Source organism: Catenovulum sp. 2E275 (assembly GCF_025515275.1).
Lineage (GTDB): Bacteria > Pseudomonadota > Gammaproteobacteria > Enterobacterales > Alteromonadaceae > Catenovulum.
In genome coordinates this window covers 142,543-162,098 of sequence record NZ_JAOPFU010000004.1, presented here as the reverse complement: position 1 = coordinate 162,098, position 19,556 = coordinate 142,543, and the positions used below count along the sequence as shown (strand labels likewise).

General features: G+C 37.0%; 16 protein-coding genes. 8 read left to right on the top strand and 8 right to left on the bottom strand.

Translation table 11 applies throughout. The features are described 5' to 3' along the window. The first annotated feature begins 4 nt into the window (after nucleotides 1-4). The 5 genes from N7931_RS04145 (at nucleotide 5) to N7931_RS04125 (ending at nucleotide 6,006) form a co-directional block, all read left to right on the top strand. Entirely contained in the window at nucleotides 5-1,015 is a 1,011-nt protein-coding gene (locus N7931_RS04145; RefSeq protein ID WP_262792145.1) for a glycosyltransferase, read from the top strand. Nucleotides 1,016-1,037: 22 nt separating this feature from the next. Next, nucleotides 1,038-2,489, top strand: a complete 1,452-nt coding sequence (locus N7931_RS04140; protein ID WP_262792144.1) for an oligosaccharide flippase family protein — start codon at nucleotides 1,038-1,040, stop codon at nucleotides 2,487-2,489. Nucleotides 2,490-2,510: 21 nt separating this feature from the next. Further along, nucleotides 2,511-3,488 carry an acyltransferase family protein gene (locus N7931_RS04135; protein WP_262792143.1) on the top strand — a complete coding sequence of 326 codons (978 nt, stop codon included), beginning with the start codon at nucleotides 2,511-2,513 and terminating at the stop codon, nucleotides 3,486-3,488. Continuing rightward, entirely contained in the window at nucleotides 3,485-4,750 is a 1,266-nt protein-coding gene (locus N7931_RS04130; protein WP_262792142.1) for an O-antigen ligase family protein, read from the top strand. Before N7931_RS04135 ends, N7931_RS04130 begins: the two co-directional genes overlap by 4 nt. A gap of 182 nt (nucleotides 4,751-4,932) precedes the next feature. Beyond that, on the top strand, nucleotides 4,933-6,006 hold the full coding sequence (locus N7931_RS04125; RefSeq protein WP_262792141.1) for a right-handed parallel beta-helix repeat-containing protein: 1,074 nt from the start codon (nucleotides 4,933-4,935) through the stop codon (nucleotides 6,004-6,006). Here N7931_RS04125 and N7931_RS04120 read toward each other — a convergent pair. The 7 genes from N7931_RS04120 to N7931_RS04090 form a co-directional block, all read right to left on the bottom strand. Beyond that, entirely contained in the window at nucleotides 6,003-6,734 is a 732-nt protein-coding gene (locus N7931_RS04120; RefSeq protein ID WP_262792139.1) for a tyrosine-protein phosphatase, read from the bottom strand. The two genes, N7931_RS04125 and N7931_RS04120, sit on opposite strands and share 4 nt — an antisense overlap. A gap of 9 nt (nucleotides 6,735-6,743) precedes the next feature. Then, on the bottom strand, nucleotides 6,744-9,002 hold the full coding sequence (locus N7931_RS04115) for a GumC family protein (protein WP_262792137.1): 2,259 nt from the start codon (nucleotides 9,000-9,002) through the stop codon (nucleotides 6,744-6,746). Between the two features lie 12 nt (nucleotides 9,003-9,014). Continuing rightward, nucleotides 9,015-9,548: a polysaccharide biosynthesis/export family protein gene (locus tag N7931_RS04110; protein WP_262792135.1), complete on the bottom strand. Its 534-nt coding sequence runs from the start codon at nucleotides 9,546-9,548 to the stop codon at nucleotides 9,015-9,017. Between the two features lie 279 nt (nucleotides 9,549-9,827). After that, nucleotides 9,828-11,066 carry an outer membrane beta-barrel protein gene (locus tag N7931_RS04105; protein ID WP_262792133.1) on the bottom strand — a complete coding sequence of 413 codons (1,239 nt, stop codon included), beginning with the start codon at nucleotides 11,064-11,066 and terminating at the stop codon, nucleotides 9,828-9,830. Further along, nucleotides 11,056-11,472: a 3-phosphoshikimate 1-carboxyvinyltransferase gene (locus N7931_RS04100; protein ID WP_262792132.1), complete on the bottom strand. Its 417-nt coding sequence runs from the start codon at nucleotides 11,470-11,472 to the stop codon at nucleotides 11,056-11,058. Before N7931_RS04100 ends, N7931_RS04105 begins: the two co-directional genes overlap by 11 nt. Nucleotides 11,473-11,764: 292 nt before the next feature. Continuing rightward, the gene (rimO, locus tag N7931_RS04095; RefSeq protein ID WP_262792130.1) at nucleotides 11,765-13,177 is read right to left on the bottom strand and encodes a 30S ribosomal protein S12 methylthiotransferase RimO; all 1,413 of its coding nucleotides are present in this window, start codon (nucleotides 13,175-13,177) and stop codon (nucleotides 11,765-11,767) included. A 100-nt stretch (nucleotides 13,178-13,277) separates the two neighbouring features. Continuing rightward, nucleotides 13,278-16,049 carry an insulinase family protein gene (locus N7931_RS04090; protein ID WP_262792128.1) on the bottom strand — a complete coding sequence of 924 codons (2,772 nt, stop codon included), beginning with the start codon at nucleotides 16,047-16,049 and terminating at the stop codon, nucleotides 13,278-13,280. Between the two features lie 289 nt (nucleotides 16,050-16,338). On the opposite strand from N7931_RS04090, the gene sixA reads away from it, so the two are divergent. Further along, nucleotides 16,339-16,839 (top strand): phosphohistidine phosphatase SixA, encoded by a 501-nt coding sequence (sixA, locus tag N7931_RS04085; protein ID WP_262792126.1) that lies wholly within the window; start codon nucleotides 16,339-16,341, stop codon nucleotides 16,837-16,839. Nucleotides 16,840-16,909: 70 nt separating this feature from the next. Here the strand turns inward: sixA and smrB are convergent, their stop codons facing one another. Beyond that, nucleotides 16,910-17,446 (bottom strand): endonuclease SmrB, encoded by a 537-nt coding sequence (gene smrB / locus N7931_RS04080; protein WP_262792125.1) that lies wholly within the window; start codon nucleotides 17,444-17,446, stop codon nucleotides 16,910-16,912. A gap of 58 nt (nucleotides 17,447-17,504) precedes the next feature. On the opposite strand from smrB, the gene prmB reads away from it, so the two are divergent. Further along, nucleotides 17,505-18,434 (top strand): 50S ribosomal protein L3 N(5)-glutamine methyltransferase, encoded by a 930-nt coding sequence (prmB, locus tag N7931_RS04075; protein ID WP_262792123.1) that lies wholly within the window; start codon nucleotides 17,505-17,507, stop codon nucleotides 18,432-18,434. A gap of 25 nt (nucleotides 18,435-18,459) precedes the next feature. Further along, a complete protein-coding gene (gene aroC, locus N7931_RS04070; protein WP_262792121.1) occupies nucleotides 18,460-19,554 on the top strand; it encodes a chorismate synthase in 1,095 nt (364 codons plus the stop codon). The last annotated feature ends 2 nt before the right edge of the window (nucleotides 19,555-19,556 follow it).

The following is a 19,556-nucleotide window of genomic DNA, read 5'->3' as shown; positions in this document are numbered from 1 at the left end:
CGGTATGAGCGCACAAAAAAATACAAGTAAAAATAAAGTATTGGTAGTTGCTTCAGCGGGCGGGCATTTAACACAGGCAATGTGTGCAACCAGTTGCTGCGATAATCTGGTTTTGGTGTCTAATAAAGTCAATATTAGCCACCCTAAACTGAGTAAAATTTATCAGATTAAAGATACTCAACATAATGCACTAATTCACTTTTTTAATATCTTTTTTGCACTTTATGTTTTGTTAAAAGAGCGCCCGAAAGCAGTGTTTTCAACCGGTGGTCCGATTGTTTTACCGTTTGCATTATTGTGTAAATTATTACCGATTAAATTTGTTTATTTAGATACTTTATCGCGGGTCGTTGAGCTTTCTAATACCGGTAAACTGATTAAAAAATATAAATTGTATGATCAATTTTTTAGCCAGTGGGAAAATATTGCTCAGCAAAATAATGTGCAGTTTATTGGTAAGTGTTTTGATATTTTGGGTGAAAACCCAGTGAATAATACTAAACAGCAGGCTCCGGCGGATAAACCGGTCATTTTAGTGACTGTGGGTACAAATCAGTATGGTTTTGAGCGTTTGTTTGAGCTTTTGTATCAAAATCCGTTATATGCAGACGATTCTGTTTATTGGGTTTTACAAGTTGGCCATAACAAATTAATTCAATTACCGCCTAATGCTAAAGTGGTGGAAATGATGAGTCGCTCTGAGATGGAAGATTGGGTGAAACAAGCCAGTTTAGTGATTAGTCACTGTGGTATTGGCAGTATTAATTTAATGCTGAGTTATCAGAAAAAAGTCATTTTTGTACCGCGGGTAGCTAAATACAATGAGTTTTCGGACGATCATCAATTACAAATTGCGAATGAAATAAAAAGTCATTTATTTGATGTAATTATGCCGGAGCAGGCATTTCCGGCTTTGGATGTATCCGACTTAAAACGCCAGCCTATTTTAGCTGAGCCGGTAGATACCATTAATTATTCAATGGCAAAACAGATGAATCAGTTTTTGTCTGCTTAATTTTAGGGTATGAGTCTGATACATGAGCAAACTTAATAAAGAGCTTAACCGCGCGATTATTCACAGCTTAACTGGAAAATATAGTTTGTATATTTTCCAGATTTTATCGCTGGCTGTATTGTCGCGTATTTTTACCCCTGAAATGTTTGGTGCGCTGGCTGCGGTGCAAATGCTGGTGATGTTTTTTCAGTTGGTTTCTAACTCTGGCTTAGCCCCGGCAGTGGTTTATCAGGATAAAATTGATCGCGATATTCGTGATGGTTTGTTTTCGTTTACCTTTTTATTTGCCTGCGGTTTAACGCTGATCTTTTTATTATTTGGTTCAGGGTTATTAAACTGGTTAGGGTTAGCTGAATATGAAACCTTAGTTTATGTGTTGGCGGTGTCGGTATTTTCATCTGCTTTATCTATGTTGCCTGCGGCTTGTTTGCAAAAAGATGCTAAGTTTTTAGCAATGGCACAAGCTGAAATTTTTGCTGAATTAGTCGCGTTTTCGGTTTGTATTGCTATGTATTATGCCGATTTTGGGTTTATCGCTTTAGCAATGAAATTTGCTTTAACCCCATTATTTAGGCTGATTTTTTATTACCTTAAAGCAGGTAATACCACATTAGGCCGACCTAAATTTGGTAAACAAATTGGTGCGATTAAGCTCTTTTTTGATTTTGCTAAATTTCAGTTTTTATTTCAGTTGGTTAACTTTTTCTCGCGGAATTTAGATACGTTATTAATCACTAAATATTTTGGGGCTGCGACCATAGGTTTTTATGAAAAATCGTATCAGGTGATGCGGTATCCACTGCAATTATTTACTTTTGCAATCACGCCTGCATTACAGCCGGTTTTAACTAAATATAAAGGGCAACCAGAGCTGGTAGAAACGGCTTATTATCGGGTGATTTATAAGCTGGCTTTATTGGGTTGTGCGGTTGCTTTTGTATTGTTTTGGGCGGCCGATGATGTGGTATTTATTATGTTTGGCGCTCAGTGGCATCAAACTGCACCTATATTAAGCTTGTTAGCTGTGAGTATTCCGCTGCAAATGGTATTAAGTTCAACCGGTGGGGTGTATCAGGCGTTTGGTTTTACCAAACAGCAGCTTTGGTGTGGTTTATTTTCGGCGGCAACTAATGTGACTGCAATTAGTTTAGGGGTGTATTGGCATGACCTTGAACTTTTATGTTTACTACTGGTAAGTGCATTTATTATTAACTACTTACAGTGTTTTATTTTGCTGCAATTTATGGTTTTCAAAACTGGTTTGCATTTTAGGTTCTGGCTTATTTCGCTTTTAATTTTATTGCCGTATTGTAACTTACTCATCCATTGGCGGGTTGAGCAAAATGCAGAAACTATGCTGTCAGCCCTGTATCAATCATCTGTTATCAGTGCAGCTAGTTTTGCTCTGGTCGCGCTTATCTATTTCGCAACCAAAGGGTTAATGGAATCACACACAAAACTTAAATCAAGTTAATAATAATGAAAGGAAACTTGTATGAATAAGGTTAATTTATCGAGTGTTCGGTTTGACACGGAAGTGTTAAAGGCACTTGCTGTATTTTTTGTTGTTTTATCCCATATTGATGCTTTTTTACCTTCAGCAATTCGTCCGTTAGCAACTGGCGGGGCATTAGGTAATTCACTTTTCTTTTTTGCATCGGGCTATGGCTTATGGTTTAGCTTAAAGTCGACACCGGATATTACTTTTTCGCAGTGGCTTCATAAGCGATGTTCACGTATTTACCCCTCGTATTGGGGCGGTTTGGTGTTAACCATTCCGGTATTATGGTTAATTGGTGCTATTCAGTTTAATAACGTTTTAGGGTTAGCCAGCCACATTTTTTATCCGTTAGGAATTTATTGGTTTTTACGGGCCATTTTAATTTTTTACATTGTTATTTTTCTGGTGTTTAAAGTATTCCCAGTTCAAATTTCGTCGGTAAAAACTATTCTGATTTTAAGTATTATTAGCTACTTGGCTGTTTATTGCACTGTATTGGACTTAGATAGATTTGTGATTGAATCTTTACCTTTCAGACTGATATTTTATTTTATCGTTATGATGTTAGGTATGTTAGCGGCTGAGCGTTTTAAAACAATTAACTGGACTGCGGCTTTAGCAATTGTGATTATTGGGTTTGTGTCTGTGTATGTGAGTAAGTACCTGTTAACTAAATCTATTGCAACTGAAACTCAGTTAATTCAGCACGTAGGGATTATTGCTTTTTGTTGGTTTATGTTATCTGTAGCCAGAACAAAGCCGGGCGAGGTGATGTATCAGATTTCACCACTTAAAAAAGCCATTAAGTTTATGTCTGATCATTGTCTGGAAATTTATTTGGTACATTTACCGGTGACGTTTGTTTTAAAACATTATGACTTGGTCAGTTTCCCGTACTTGTTTGTCATGTTAATCGTATCCGGTTTTGGCGCTTATTATTTACGTATAATGGTGAAAAGGGTTAGTAAATGATCAATCATTTAGGTGAACGTGGCCACTGGATTCATGGGCTGATGCTGGTATTAGCCCTACTGTTTTTATGTGACTTTTTTACACCTGACTTAAAAACCGGCTCGGTTATGAACGCCGAAATAGGAGGCGCTGGTTCATCTGGGGGCGGCTTTAATACCCGGTCGTTATTTTGGATTGGTTTATTTTTAGGAACGGTTGCTTTGTACGCATTAGCAACCGTTCAGCATGTATTTCGCCCAGGGTTAACCTCAACTTGGCTTATCAGTATTATTTTAGCGTTTGGCTCTGTTTTATACAGCGAATATCCGGCTATTTCGACTACTCGCTGTTTATTATTATTGTTAGCCAGTTATTCGATTGTGATTTTGTATGGGCTAACTTATCAAAGTGAAAAGCTCGAATATTATTTAATTTTATACTCAGGGGTTTTACTGTTCGCTAATATTGCTAGTGTACCTTTTGGTGGCGTGGATTTATCTGGGGCATTTAAAGGGATTGCATCGAGCAAAAATGCATTTGGAGCTATTGCCTCGGTGAATTTTTTAATGTGTTTAGGCTTATATTTACAATCTAGAGTGGCTCGCAATTTTTGGATTTTAGTATTGGCTGTTATTTGGTTGCTTTTATTATTAGCAAGCCATTCAAAAAGTAGTATTGCATTTTCCATTTTATTGGCTGGGGTTGCTTTATTTCAAAATAAATACATTTTCCGGTTTGTTATCTCTGTACTGGCTATTTATATTTTTATCTTTGCTATTTTTCCGATTTACTTTTATTTGATTGGGGAAAATATTTTAGATTGGTATGCCAGTATTCTTGATCCTGAACTATTTACTGGCCGCGGCGAAATCTGGAGTATGATTTTTGAGGATATGGGCGTTAAACAGCTCTATGGCGTTGGTTATGGGGCATACTGGGCGGTTGGTGAAGTTCGGGAAATTTTTGATATTGAGTATTCCTTTTTTACGGTTTTAAACAGTGCGCACAATGGCATGTTGCATATTATTACAAACATCGGAACAGTTGGTTTATTGGTTTTATTTTCGGCAATGTTTGTTAGTATTTATAAAGGGCAGTATTTATTTGAAAGATATGAGCTACTCATTCTGGCTTTTATTATGCTGCATTCAATGTTTGAAAGCTCTATGATGCTATATAAGTTTTCTTGGTTTGTGTTGATTGCAATTGTCGCTCGTACTGATTTTATGTTTGTCCGATTTATGCCTACACGTTCGATGCTGAATGTCTCTATAAAATCTTAACTTTGTGCTGTTATATGCATAACAGCACATTTATCTAACAACAATAATAATCTGAATTATCAATGGAGAACTTACAGTTGTCAGTATAGTCAATTGTAAGAAGGACTCGTTAATCCAATAGAAGAGGAGTCATGACTATGTTTAGTCCAAAAGCAGATTATAAATTTCAGTCAATTTTAAAATTGTTATTTTTAAGCTCATTTTTTTTCTGTGCTAGTGCATGTGCAGAATTGAACTTAAAAACTTGTACAAAACTTGTTAATGCCCATGTAGAAAATGGGGTTACTTCAAGTAACCTAGGTGGTAATAATATTCCAGTGTATGAAACAGTAGAACAAGCCATTGGTGTATATCAAGCCAATGATGTTATTTGTTTGACCAATCAACAGCAAGCCTCATTTGAAATCAAAAATTTTACTCCAGGTGTAGGTAAACTGACTATTCAGCCTGTGACAGGTGAGCACGTCGTTAATATTGAAAATTCAGATTACCGTGGTGCAGGCGTTCTGATCGAATCAAGTAAAAATATTGAGCTAGTTGGCTTTTCAATTCATGGAGGGTTATACGGGGTTCGAGTTGTTGATTCCAGTGACATAAGACTAGCAAACTTACATGTTTATAATGTTGGACAGGAAGCCTTATCCGTTAGACCAAAACATGCGGGCGGCTCAAATTATATTATTGAAGACAATTATATAGAGCAAACAGGTAAAAAAAATGCTCAGTACGGAGAAGCTATATATGTTGGAGATGGTTCACTTAAAGCTACCGTCCCTGTCAGTAATATTATGGTTAGGAATAATACAATTACTCATACCACCGCAGAGGCTATTGATATAAAAACCAATGCGCAGCAGGTAAGAATTGAAAATAACATTATCAGGGATATAAATTTGAAGTTTAATGGAGCGATTACTGTTGGTATTGAAGATAACTTTTTGATAGGTGGTGATTATCAGGTGATTAATAATGATATTTCAGGTGTGACTAATCGCTCTGGGTATCGCCCGCTGGGGATTTCAGTCGGACACGGAAACACTCAAATTTTTGATAATAAAATTAATATTTTTGATAAAAAAGCAATAGGTGTTTGTTTAGTTACTACTTTTGTTAATGATTATTTTAAAACGGTTTGGCTAAGAGCTAATCAGTATACAGGCGAGGGAATAGCCTTAAGTAAACGGTGTGGTAGCGCTGGAACTGGGGTTAATAAACCGGCAGAAGTAATTGAAATGGATGAAACCCCAGCCAGTTAATTTAAAAAAGGATTTTTTGTAATTAATTGCTGTGTTTGATTAGAGACTAAATTAAGCGCAGCTTTTTCCCCAATAATTTCACTGGCTGCAGTCACTCCCTGTAGCAAATCTGGTGCTCTTCCTTTCATATTATGACAATCCGATGCAATTGCATGTACATGATTATCGAGCAAGAGCTGTTCTGCTAAAAATTGTGCTTGGTTGCCAAATTTACCTAATAAACTGGACGCTGTCACTTGAGTTAAGCAGCCTAAATTGATTAGCCTAAGCAAAATTTGAGGATTATCGATAAAAGCTTGAATGCGCTCAGGGTGGACAATCACGGGTTTGTATTTTTGGATTAACAGCCATTCAATTAAGTTTTTATAACCGGCTGGTAAACCTAATCGCGGAAATTCCAGCAGAAATATTTTATAGCCTTGATGTATGCCTAAAATAGGTAATGTGTTTTTTTTAACCAGCTGAATGAGATTAGGTTCTAGTCTGACTTCAGCCGCCAGTAGTAGCTTAATATTGATATTTTCTAACGCGACAATATCGCGAAAGCTTAAAAATTGAGGGGTTAAACTGGTTAGATCGTTTGGGTAACGATCGGTATGAATGTGCGGGGTAAGCACTTGTGTGGTTACCCCGTTTTGCTCAGCTAAGCTGAGCATGTCTAACGCATCATTCAGGTTTTGAACACCATCATCTACTCTGGGTAGAATATGACTGTGAATATCTATCATAGTTGCGAGTTAGGTCGCCTGATAACCATAATATTCCGCCTGATATTGATACTCACCATAATAGTACATTTTTTCTGGATGTACTGCGGTTAGTACACCACCGGTAATGTTGGCATTGGCTTTGTGCAAGCGTTTTATGCTTTCTTGTGCAGTTGATATTTTAGTATTGTTTGCTTGTACCGCTAAAATAACTGCATCAGACATTTGCGCTAATACACAGGCATCACTAACCGGTAAAACGGGCGGGCTGTCGATAATAATATGAGTATATTCTTGCTTTAAGCTTTCCAAAAAATAACTAAAACGTTTCGACGAAATTAACTCAAGCGGATTTTTTGGAATTTCGCCAGAGTGAATAATATCTAAGTTATTTAAACCGGGCATTTGATTAGTCGCTTGAAGAAAATCTACTCGCTCAGTTAATATTTCACTTAACCCAAGTGGATTGTCCAGTTTTAAGGTATTAACTAGAGATGGCTTACGTAAATCTAACTCAAGTAATAAAGTTTTATCGAGTTGGCTAAACGCAAATGCCAAATTAGCTGCTAAAGTTGATTTACCTTCTGAGCCTGTACTTGAGGTGATCAGAATGGTTTTTGGTGGATTATCTATTTGATTAAATAGAATCCCAGTTCTGATCGTATTAATCGATTCGGCAAAAGTAGAGCGGTTATTCGTTAAATACTGGACCTCTGGTTTGCCTTGTTTCTTCACACTTTTAATTTTTTCAGTAATCCCCAACGCTGAAATTTTAAGTTTGTTTTCAAGGTTTTCTGGGGTTTGGAAACTACGTTCAAGTGATTCTTTTACAAAGATTAAAACCGCTGCAAAAATAAGCCCAAAAATTACGCCAGTTGCTAACATCATTTTTTTATTCGGCTTAATTGGCTTTTTAGGTAAAGTTGCTTTATCAATAATTTTAATATTTGAGGCTTCATATTCGCCTGATAAATCGGCTTCCATTAAGCGTTTTACAAACGAATCGTATACTCTGCGGTTCTCTTCAACTTCACGCTCTAAACGGGCAAGTTCAAAATTATTACCCTGTAAAGACTGAATCTCTTGTTTGTTTTGCTCAATTAACGCTTTGATATTATTAACCTGAAGCTGAGTCAGATTAAATTGCTTTTCAATGTTATTAATCACTTTCGCAACTTCTTGCTGTAAGTTGGCAGTTGCATTTTTTAAATCTGAACGGGCAGCAATCATTTTTGGATGCTTTTCACCATAACGCTCAGATAATTCGATAACTTTATTTGAGAGCATGGTTTCTTGTGCAACTAAGTCTTTAACTACCGCATTTTGCATAACAGGGCTGAGTGATAAATAACCATTGTGTCGGTTTTGTGCTTCCATCGCCTGACTATATAACTCTTTTGCTGCGGCATGCTGGGTCTGTGCCTTAATTAACTCAGTATTTAAGTTAGATAGTTGTGTATTGACAATTTGCTGTTGTTGCTGAGTATTAACTAAGCCTTGATCCTGTTTGTAAGCTTGTAATTTATCTTCTGATACTTTTAAATTTTGTTTTAGATCAGTGAGTTGATCGCTTAACCAACCAGCTGTATCTTTGATTTGGCTTAAACGGGTTTGCAGTTCAAAGGAAATATAAGCATCAGCAACGGCATTGACGATTTCTGTCGCAACCGTTGGATCATCAGATTGATAGCTAATATCAATCATCTGGCTTTTTTTACCGCCTCTGACTTTGATGCCGGACTGAATTTTTTGAGCTATTTGTAGAGCAATTTGTTCATCACTCGGGCTAGCTTTTTCTACGGCTGTACCATTGCCAGCTTGTTTTTCTCCATTAATTAATTGATTTACTTTGAGTTTAGCTTGGCTAATTATGCCCTCTAAAACACTTTTATCTTCCGCTTGTAAGCGTTTCTCCTGCTGTGCTTGTTTGTATCGTTCAACGAGATTCAATTTTTCAACAACACTTTGTGCAACCGTTCTGGATTGAATGATCTCGTATTGCGTTTCATAAAATAAAATAAGGGGTGTACTCGATACTGCCTGATTACCTGAAATAGCACTTGGCGTATTCGGGTCTGCCTGAATTTTTACACTGGCCTGATAGATTGGAATCGCTTTATGGGCTAAAAAACCGGCAATGCCTAAACCTATTAAGCCACACAATACAATAATCCATTTATTGCGTTTTAAGATCATCCAGAATTTTGCAATATCAAATAAGGCAATGCCTTGACTTTGCTCTACAAAGTTAATTTCCTTCGATGAGGTATACTTGGAATTTTGAGTCATTTATCTTCTTCCTTAAAAGAAACTTTCATCAATGGTAATAAGATCACCGGGCTGAACTGAATCTGTCAGTTTGACCGATACAACTTTGCCATTTGTATTTTCTCTGATCAGCTTTATTTTGTCTTTGTCTGCTCTGGGCGTAAAACCGCCCGCCAGAGAAATTGCTTTTTGAATGGTTAACCCTTCGCGGTAGTGGTATCCGCCGGGCGATTTAATTTCACCGTTAATGTAAAACTGGCGGTATTCGATAATCGAGACTGTCACTCTGGGATTTTTTAAATAGCCATCTTGATAAATGCCTATCAGTCTTTGTTCTGTTTGTTCTGTGGTTAATCCGGCAATTTTTACTTGCCCAATCAAGGGGAGAGATACTGTTCCATTAACCGAAATTTTGGCATTGTTAATACCCAAATCAGGTTCGTTAAAAATGCTAATGTTAACTTTATCATCCGGGCCTAGCTGATAATTAGTTAACTCCTGTGCATATAAACTGCTGAGTTGAAATAAAAGCGCTGTAAATAAAATTATTTTGGCAATACATTTCATTGTGTAAATTCCATTCTGTGAAGTTAAGAGCCTGTTTTTTGTATTTAACCTTGGTTTATTAAAAATTAATTAGCTTCAATAAACAGTCCTTTTGAGCTAAATCAATATGAATTACGAGCTGATTACCGCTATTTATATTGGTTTAGCTCTATCTATTCTGCGCGTTAAATTTTTAGAAATTATGACTACTCTCATTTGTTACCCTATAAAAAATTTAGGCAAGTATGATACCAAACTTAATTTTATGATCTGTGCTTGTCATTCATATCTGTTAACCAGTTAAAATTTTGCAGTTAAGGTTAAGCCGAACTGATTAGCTGTGTACTCATTTATATTGGTATCTGAGCGTCGTTTATTAAATAAATAGTTAAATTGAGCATCTAAACTACGGGTAAATGAATAAGTGTAAGTAATACTGGATTGATAGCGATTGTTTTCGCCTAAATCTTCTGATTCCGGGTCGTTACTTTGTAATTCATCATTTAACATAGCTAATGCAAGTCTTAACTCGCTACGCTCTGAAACATCATAATTTAAGTTTAATCTCAAAGTGTTACGAATATAACTTGGGCGATTAATTAACGATGATTCAATAGCTTCACGGCGGGCGATAAAGGTGTAGCGGGTATAGTCGTTAGCGCGCCACTGAATTGATGATTCAAGTGAAAAACTATCCTGATCACTCAATGTTGAATCTTTATAATCCTGCTTACGGTAACCGAGTTTGATAATGCTTTTGGTTTGTCCGGTCATTTGCCATTCATAACCGGTTAAAAAAAACTGTCGGCTGCTGGATTTATCAATTAACCCAGCAGGAGGCTCGTATTGATAATCTTGCCAGCGGGTTTCAAATAAAATGCGAGATTTTGGTGCAACTCTGTAATAAAAAGTCGCATTGAGTGAATTGCGGTCATAATCCCGGAAACTTTGCTGGTTATTGGTATAGTTTAAATTAAAGTGCTCTACACCTAAAACAAGCTGGCCTGTGCTGCTGTCTCTGCCGTAACTGAATTCACCATTGGCAACAAATGCCTGACGTAAATTAAACTCGGTGCGAATATCGTTTGGCGCATCGTTACTGCCTGGGGTTTCACGCTCGGTATAATAGCTGACTCTGAATTTAGATTGAGTGCGGTAACCATGATCTAAATCGGCGATGGCAATGAGTTTGTGTTCGTTATAATCCAAATTGTCGTATTCGTTATACTGATAATAATCACCTAAATAATTGAATTTAAATTCATGTTTACCTGATAAACCGGTTAAATAAAGGTTAGGTGATAAAGAAAAGAAATTATCTTTGAGCTTATTGCCAGTAGAGCGAAATAAATTATCAGCATAGTTAAAACCACCGCTTAACCTTGCGCTAACGCCGTTTTCCTGCGCAGACAAAGCTTGCCCCGGTAACATGATTGTAGTACATAACGCTGCGCTAATTGTGGTTGTTAACAGGTTTGGTTTTAATTGACATATACGATTGTGTTTTATTGTTGAGTTGAGTTCCATCTTATTCATCATAATAACCCTTTAAATCGTGCCAAATCCCTAGTGAAAAGCCAGAAAATATATCTATGCCAAGTGCAGATTTGGCTAAGTATAAAATTAATAATCCAATTACAGATAACAGGATCAAACTTAGGCTAATACATAATACCGCACTCAGAGCTGATATATTCTTTTCAGTTCGTGACAGAGTTCGACTATTTTTACCAAACAGGAATACAAAATAGAACTGGCGGCTACTAAAGGGCAGGCTTAGGGTTCTGCGGAGATCAATTTTGTGCCGTCCCCATTTACGGGCACTCAATGCCAACGTTAAATAATTAAGTTGTTCTTGCGTAAAACTATTGGCAACGTTTTTTGGCATTTTATTGAGTAGCTGTTCAATTGCTGGATCCTTGTCTGCCTGCTCATCGGCTTTCATTTATTTCTCCTTTAGCTTGTGAAATAAATCGAATCTTATTTCATTATGCTCGTAGCTTATTGACTATTCTTATACGCAGTTGTTAGCTTTCATTATTTATCATAAAGAATTCAATTAACTCGTCAATAATTTAGACATGCTTTATAAGTATTTATTTTTTAAAGGTTTGTTAAATGTGTTTTATGTTTTTTTGAGGTGGAATATTTGTGTTTTTTATGTAATAAAACTAAAGGGCTGGAAGGCAGCTAACTGAAAGTTTAGCTGCCGTTATGTTTAATTTTGGGATGATTAGTTAAACTAGCTCCGCCCAAAGATCGTATTCGTCAGATGCAACAATTTTAGCTTTAACGACATCACCTACATTAAGTTGAGTTTGGTCATTTAAATAAACTAAACCATCAATCTCAGGCGCATCAGCAAAACAGCGACCAATTGCGCCTTCTTCATCTACTTCGTCAATTAAAATATCGTAAGTTTGACCAACTCGGGTGGCTAGTCGAGCTGTACTGATCTCTTGCTGAAGCTGCATAAAACGGTGGAATCGCGCTTCTTTTATCTCTTCTGAAACCGGATCTGGTAATTCGTTTGCTTGCGCGCCCTCTACCGGTGAATATTTAAAACAGCCAACTCTGTCAAGTTGAGCTTCTTTTAAAAATTCCAACAGTTCTTCAAACTCTTCTTCAGTTTCACCCGGAAAACCAACAATAAAGGTTGAGCGAATAACTAGCTCAGGGCAGATGGTTCGCCAGTTTTTAATTCGTTCTAATACTTTGTCGACATTACCGGGGCGTTTCATTAATTTTAAGATGCGTTTACTGGCATGTTGAAACGGAATATCTAAATAAGGGAGCACTTTACCCTGAGCCATTAACGGAATAACATCATCCACATGCGGATATGGGTAAACATAATGCAGGCGAACCCAAATCCCTAATTGTCCTAACTGCTCACATAAAGTCATAAAGTTTGTTTTTAGTGGCATGCCGTCCCAAAAAGAAGTTTTGCCTTTAGTGTCTACCCCGTAGGCAGAGGTGTCTTGTGAGATCACCAATAACTCTTTAACACCGGCAGCGGCTAAACGTTTCGCTTCATTTAAAACATCACCAATCGGGCGAGAGTCTAAATCCCCTCGCATAGACGGAATGATGCAAAATGTACATCTGTGATTACAGCCTTCGGATATTTTTAAATAAGCATAATGTTTTGGGGTTAGTTTAACGCCGTGATCGGGCACTAAATTAATAAACGGGTTATGGGCTGGTTTTGGCACATGCTGATGCACTTGAGATAAAACATTTTCATACGCATGTGGGCCGGTAATGCCTAATACATTTGGATGCACTTCTCTAATTTCATCTTCTTTTGCACCCAAACAGCCGGTCACCAATACTTTACCATTTTCGGCCAAAGCTTCACCAATGGTATCTAACGATTCCTGCACGGCAGAGTCGATAAAACCACAGGTGTTAACAATCACCATATCAGCGTCATCATAACTTGGCACTACTTCGTAACCTTCAGTTCTGAGTTGGGTTAAAATACGTTCAGAATCCACTAAATTTTTGGGGCAACCTAATGAAACAAAACCAATTTTTGAACCTTTACCGGTTAGCTCTGACTGATTTTGAGACAGCGTTCTAGCTGGAGTTGATAAAGTAGTGGTTTTGTTCTCGGTTAATTCCGGATGAAATGTTTTAACTGTCATTCGTTTATGCACTGGATAGGTAATTAAAAAACTGGGTGGATTATACCTTAAATCCTAAATTGCAAATAGTGGGAAGCGTGAATATATTCCACGCTTAGCCTTATATTTCTATAGGGTCTGCAAGGTTCTGAAAATGTTTGATTATTTCAACAGAGCTCATGGCTTTGTTTGATGTTAAGCCACTATTATCTGGTGGAGCTGCACTGAGAATTAAACGTTTATTCTGCTCTGTAGAACAAAATATATGTGAAATCAGTGCTTTTATATCATCCAGTTGCATTTGTTCTATCCAATGGCAAATTGACTGTTGGCGTCTAAAATCGGTATCCTTTAAACCAATCGACATCCAGTCATTTTGAGCGCTGGTAGCCAAACTACTTTGTTTTTCTGCTAAGTGAAAGATTAGAGATTGTTTGATTTGTTCCCAATCACTTTCTTCAAGTTGAAGCATATATTCCGGTAAATCTTTTAACATTTGCTCAATATGGCGCTGGATAGTATCTAAAGATTTTGAATTTGATTGGACATAAATTACTAACCCAGGGCAACGATTTACAGGAAAATACGCACAGCCGACTAAGTACCCCAATTGTTTTTCACTACGTAATACCTGAAAACTAATCGGGGAGAGTAATTCGGTGAGTAGCATAAATTGCGCGACACTATGCTCGTTAATGGTTTCTGCCTGAAAATAATTCACTACACAAACCCCTTGGTGCTGAGTTTGCATATGATATATCTGGGGTGTACTTGTTAACTTATGTACCCTACGAGTGACTTCAGTGCAAGGTTTAGAACGACTATACACGGTATTGTTAATACTATCAGCTAGAGGTAATGCTTGAGTTATATCCCAGTTACCAACAATATAAGCTTCAAGGTTTATTCTATCCAGCAGATGTACGCTAAATTCAGCAAATTCGCTAAAAGTTAGTTCTTTGATACTATCAGCAAGATCTGGATAGGCATATTGATTATTTTGAAGCATATAGGTTAGCTGCTTAAAAAGCTGGTTAGCAGGTTTTATATGGCGATTATTATGCCAACTAGTTAGCGTTGCTTGTTTAATACTTAGGTACTTTTGTTTAGTAAACCGTCTGAGCCTAAGTTGCTTTAATAATTGCTTTGTAAAGTCAGGTTGTTTTTCACTGTAGCCTGAAATGTGAATAGTCATTCCGGCCTGGTGAGGTGATATCTGATAATGTAAACCTGCAGCTAGAGCTGGGTAATTCTCTTCAGCTATATCATCCATAAACATTTCAATAAATAAGCGAGTCATTGCTATTTTTTTACGGTTGCCCTGACTATTTGGCAAGTCTAAAGATATATATATATGACCATACGGTGCATTAGACCTTTGATCTTGTTTAAACCAAATTGTAGAGGCTTGCTCATTGATTATTTTTTGAGGCTTTTTATCAAATAGTTCAGCATTTTTATTTATTTTTTGTGGATTTGGCAAATATGGGTTCGGGTCTGGAAGTTGGTATGTTTGTTGGCATGTTGCATTTAACCAAGTTGCTTTAGTCTCTTCCGAAATCGGAATAATATTATATGGGACTTGATAATGTTCAGACAAATAAGGTTGTTCGGGTTGATTGGTAACCAGTACCAAACGGGTATTATCGGGTACTAAGCTTTGGTAAGCTTGTTCTAACCAAGTCAAGTCCATCCCAGACATAACGTAATCAGCACTAAAAACAAACTCAGCAGTGTAATAGTGTAACTTTAATGCTAATTGACTAGCTAGGTCTATTGCTTTTCCTGTTTCTTGATATTGATTAGCTAAGCTACTAAGTTTTTGTTTTTCTGTATATATATGGCTTTGGTAACTTTGAGTTTTGATAAAATTAATATATCCGAATATTTCTTGGCATAAATCATCGAGATGATTTATGCCATGCTCCGTTAGTTGAAGGCTGAGGTTAAAATCTTGAGTAAAACCATTATCTAATCCTCCACTTGCCGTAAGAGAAGTAACATAATTTAAGTTTTTTAATCCAGAAAGTAGGCTACCGTAACCTTCATGTCCAAACAGGCAAGTGAAATAGGTTAAACTTTTAGCTAGACTTGTTTTAGCTTCACTAGGCATCGGGAAAGATAAAATCATACGATTTTCAACTTTATCCGAATGAACAGCTATTTTAGTACCTAATTGTTCTGGCAAATATAAACGCTCTGGGTATTGTAAGTCTTTCGGTTTAGACGAGCTAACTTTGTCAAAGTATGTTTTTGCTGTTTGAAAAGTTTGTTCATAATCACTTGGAGTGACTATGACTAATGCTAAATTATGACCAACATAATTTTGTTGAAAAAAATCAAATAAAGCTTCTTGAAGCTCTTGTGCTGGTGCATTTAAAGTTGATTTATTGCCTGAGGTAAATCGAGAAAAAGGGTGATCTGGGTTACTGGTTTCTTTATGCACTTCATGTAAGCGGCGGATTTCATCATTTACTTTTAAATGAAACTCAGCATCAAGTGATTCAATTTCTTTTTCTATCCAGAATGTAGAAAATAATGGACAGGTAAAGAGTTCACTAAATTTTTCTAAGCTTTTAGTCAATAAATCCGGTGATATTTCATAGAAGAAATTACTGTGTTCCAGACTGGTCCAAGCATTACATTTACCACCATTTTTTTCTATAAAGGCATGAAAACCTTCATCAGGTGATTTTTCTGAACCTAAAAATAATAAATGTTCAAGAAAATGAGCCAAACCAAGGTGTTGTGGTGGATCTTGATAATTACCAGCTTTTACCGCCATAGCGACACCAGCTTTTTTATGTTCTGTTTGGATGGCTAGTAAAGATAACCCATTGTCTAATTTACCACTTTTAAAATTAGCCAGATAATTTTTTGTCTGAATTGTCACTAATGTACCTTAATTTTGCATACAAAGCTCTTGATACGGCTAATTGAGCAAGGAAAGAGTATTTAGAAAATCATTATAATTTAAGCTTCAATAACTATATTTTTTATAATAAGTGTTTTATTTTAAAATAAAGCTTAAAATTGTACTGTTTTATTTAACTAATATTACGCCACTAAATAGAATTCGCAACCGGTCTAGGCTGGTTTTATATAAAAAGTTAGTTAATTCAAACTTTAAGTTAAAATTAATTGACTTATTTTAGTTGGGTCGATGTGGGAACCTTTGATTTATGCAATTATTTATCGTTCGTCACGGAGAAGCTGAATTTGAAACTAAACCAGATAGTTCACGTCAGTTAAACTCAAACGGTCAGCAGGAATGCGAAAGTACCGGTCACTGGATAGCGGAACAATGTACCGACTTTGATATTGCGTTAGTGAGTCCATTTGTTAGAGCGCAACAAACTTGGAATGCTTTACAAAAGCAAGGTGTGACATCTAAACAATTAGTTACTTTACAAGAACTTACTCCCGATAGTGATGCAGAAAAAGCTGCTTGCGTTATTAAGGCCTATAGTCAGGGGTTAAATAAGGTTATTGTTGTCTCTCATTTGCCTTTAGTGTGTTTTTTGGTCGATGAATTTGTGACCGAAACTTGCCCTTTGTTTGCAACTGGCTCAACGGCTTTAATTGAGATTGATGAAGAAGATATTAAAGGCCATTTATTGACCTTGGTATCACCGTCTGAACTGACGGATAAACCAGAGCTTAGAACGAGGCAATGCTGCTAAATGTAGTTAAAAGTCAAATTGCTAAGGCAAAATTGCGAGTTTAAAAGCTTTAATTTAAAAAATAGGGCAGTTAAATAAAATCTTGCCCTATATCTAATAAAACTAACAAAGCGCCATCGCCGCCCCATTCTAAAGGTGCTTGATGCAATGCCACTACACTTGGGTGTTGTACCAGCCAATCCGGTGTTTTTTGTTTTAAGATCCCGCTGCCTAAGCCATGTACCACACAAACACATTGCACATGCTGTTGTTTAGCTTCGTTAATTAAAGCGGCAATTTCTAATTTTGCGCTGGCTTGAGTTAAGCCATGTAAATCTAATATGAGATCTGGGTAATATTGGCCTTTTCTTAATTGTTTGGCTAAAAAGCTGGGGTAGCCATCCTGCACATATTGCATGGCTTTATTTGGATCAAAATAAGGCACAAAGCTGTCTGAAAAATAAAAGTTAGCAGTTTGAACCGCTTCTTTTTCCACTTCTTTTTTGGTTTTTTTCGGCTTTTTGAGTTGAGATGGTTCAACTGTATCTTGAGTGATTCGTTTTACGCCTGCCATTTCTTGCGCAAAAATATCAAAATCTTGGTTGTCTGGCTGTGATTTATCAGTCATTTTGTTTGAATCTGGTGTACAATATGGGGCTATTATCTAAATTCAGACAAACTAATCAATGATTGATGACAAACAATACGAAGTAGCACAAGCCGAACTGGAAACAATTTTCGACTTTGTTCGTTGGATTGTATCTTGCTTTAATCAGGCCGATGTTTATTTTGGTCATGGTACAAACAATGCTTGGGACGAAGCTTACAGTTTGGTTTTTCAGGCAATTCATTTGCCTTTTGAGCGTTCGGAAACACTCGATAGAGCTAAACTCACTTCAGCTGAAAAAGCACTTATTATTCAATGGGTAAAACAGCGAATCCACGAGCAAAAACCACTTGCTTATATTTCTAATCATGCGCTGTTTTGTGATCTACCATTTTATGTCGATGAGCGGGTATTAGTGCCGCGTTCACCTATTTCAGAATTAATTCAGCAAAAATTTTCTACATTATTAAATCCAAATTCGGTTAATCGTGTATTGGATTTATGTACTGGTAGTGGTTGTATTGCCATTGCTTGTGCCTATGCATTTGAAAACGCTGAAATTGATGCAGCGGATATTTCGTTAGATGCATTAGAAGTATGCGAAATTAACATTGAGCAGCATGGTTTATGGCAGCAGGTGATTCCAATTCAGTCTGATGTGTTTTCCGGTTTAGACAATCAGCAATACGATCTCATCGTGAGTAATCCGCCTTATGTTGATCAAGAAGACATGGACGATTTACCGGATGAATTCAGACATGAACCTGAACTTGGTTTAGCGGCCGGATTTGATGGCCTGGATATTGTTAGAACCATTTTAGCGCAGGCGAGTGATTATTTAACGGATAACGGCATTTTAGTGGTTGAAGTGGGTAATAGCCAAATTCATTTAGAAGCTGCATTTCCGCAAGTGCCATTTCAGTGGTTAGAATTTGAACATGGTGGCCATGGTGTATTTGCTATTGATAAAGCAAGTTTAATTGCGCACCAAGCTGCTTTTAGTGCATAACAGAATAAGATTAAGAGGCAAATAAATGTCTGGTAATACAATCGGCAAATTATTTTCAGTGACAACATTTGGGGAAAGTCATGGTGCGGCTTTAGGCTGTATTGTGGATGGCTGCCCTCCTGGAATCGAGATTTCTACTCAGGATTTACAGTTTGACTTAGACCGACGTAAACCCGGCACATCAAAATATACAACTCAAAGACGCGAAGCAGATGAAGTCCGTATTTTAAGTGGTATTTTTGAAGGTCAAACGACAGGTACCAGTATTGGTATGATTATTGAGAATACCGATCAGCGTAGTCAGGATTATTCTAAAATTAAAGATATGTTCCGTCCGGGACATGCTGATTATACTTACCATCAAAAATACGGTATTCGTGATTATCGTGGTGGCGGTCGTTCTTCTGCACGCGAAACAGCAATGCGTGTGGCGGCAGGTGCGATAGCCAAAAAATATTTAAAACAGAAATATGGTATTGTTATTAAAGGTTATTTGTCTCAGTTAGGGCCGATTAAACCGGAACAACTTAACTGGGATTTTGTTGAGCAAAACCCGTTTTTCTTTCCGGATGAGAGCAAAATTGACGCGTTAGATGAATATATGCGTGAATTAAAAAAAGCGGGTGATTCAGTTGGTGCTAAGGTTACGGTTGTTGCTGAAAATGTACCAGTTGGTTTAGGTGAACCTGTTTTTGATCGACTCGACGCTGAAATCGCACATTCTTTAATGAGTATTAATGCGGTTAAAGGTGTTGAGATTGGCGCTGGTTTTGAGTCGGTTGAACAAAAAGGTTCAGAGCATAGAGATATGTTAACGCCTAACGGTTTTGGCTCTAATAATGCTGGTGGTATTTTAGGTGGGATTTCAACCGGACAAGATATTGTGGCTAGTATTGCATTAAAGCCTACATCCAGTATTTCTATTCCGGGTGAAACAATAGATGTTAACGGCAATACGATGGAAGTGGTGACTAAAGGCCGCCATGATCCTTGTGTTGGTATTCGGGCAGTGCCGATTGCTGAAGCCATGCTGGCAATTACTTTAATGGATCATTTGTTGCGTCACAGTGCGCAAAATGCAGATGTGAAAACTCAGACACCTGATATTGCCCGTAAATAGAA

Coding starts and splice junctions, on each gene's coding strand:
- N7931_RS04145 (WP_262792145.1), top strand. CDS start 5: ATGAGCGCACAAAAAAATACAAGTAAAAATAAAGTATTGGTAGTTGCT.
- N7931_RS04140 (WP_262792144.1), top strand. CDS start 1,038: ATGAGCAAACTTAATAAAGAGCTTAACCGCGCGATTATTCACAGCTTA.
- N7931_RS04135 (WP_262792143.1), top strand. CDS start 2,511: ATGAATAAGGTTAATTTATCGAGTGTTCGGTTTGACACGGAAGTGTTA.
- N7931_RS04130 (WP_262792142.1), top strand. CDS start 3,485: ATGATCAATCATTTAGGTGAACGTGGCCACTGGATTCATGGGCTGATG.
- N7931_RS04120 (WP_262792139.1), bottom strand. CDS start 6,734: ATGATAGATATTCACAGTCATATTCTACCCAGAGTAGATGATGGTGTT.
- N7931_RS04115 (WP_262792137.1), bottom strand. CDS start 9,002: ATGACTCAAAATTCCAAGTATACCTCATCGAAGGAAATTAACTTTGTA.
- N7931_RS04110 (WP_262792135.1), bottom strand. CDS start 9,548: ATGAAATGTATTGCCAAAATAATTTTATTTACAGCGCTTTTATTTCAA.
- N7931_RS04105 (WP_262792133.1), bottom strand. CDS start 11,066: ATGATGAATAAGATGGAACTCAACTCAACAATAAAACACAATCGTATA.
- N7931_RS04100 (WP_262792132.1), bottom strand. CDS start 11,472: ATGAAAGCCGATGAGCAGGCAGACAAGGATCCAGCAATTGAACAGCTA.
- rimO (WP_262792130.1), bottom strand. CDS start 13,177: ATGACAGTTAAAACATTTCATCCGGAATTAACCGAGAACAAAACCACT.
- sixA (WP_262792126.1), top strand. CDS start 16,339: ATGCAATTATTTATCGTTCGTCACGGAGAAGCTGAATTTGAAACTAAA.
- smrB (WP_262792125.1), bottom strand. CDS start 17,446: ATGACTGATAAATCACAGCCAGACAACCAAGATTTTGATATTTTTGCG.
- prmB (WP_262792123.1), top strand. CDS start 17,505: ATGATTGATGACAAACAATACGAAGTAGCACAAGCCGAACTGGAAACA.
- aroC (WP_262792121.1), top strand. CDS start 18,460: ATGTCTGGTAATACAATCGGCAAATTATTTTCAGTGACAACATTTGGG.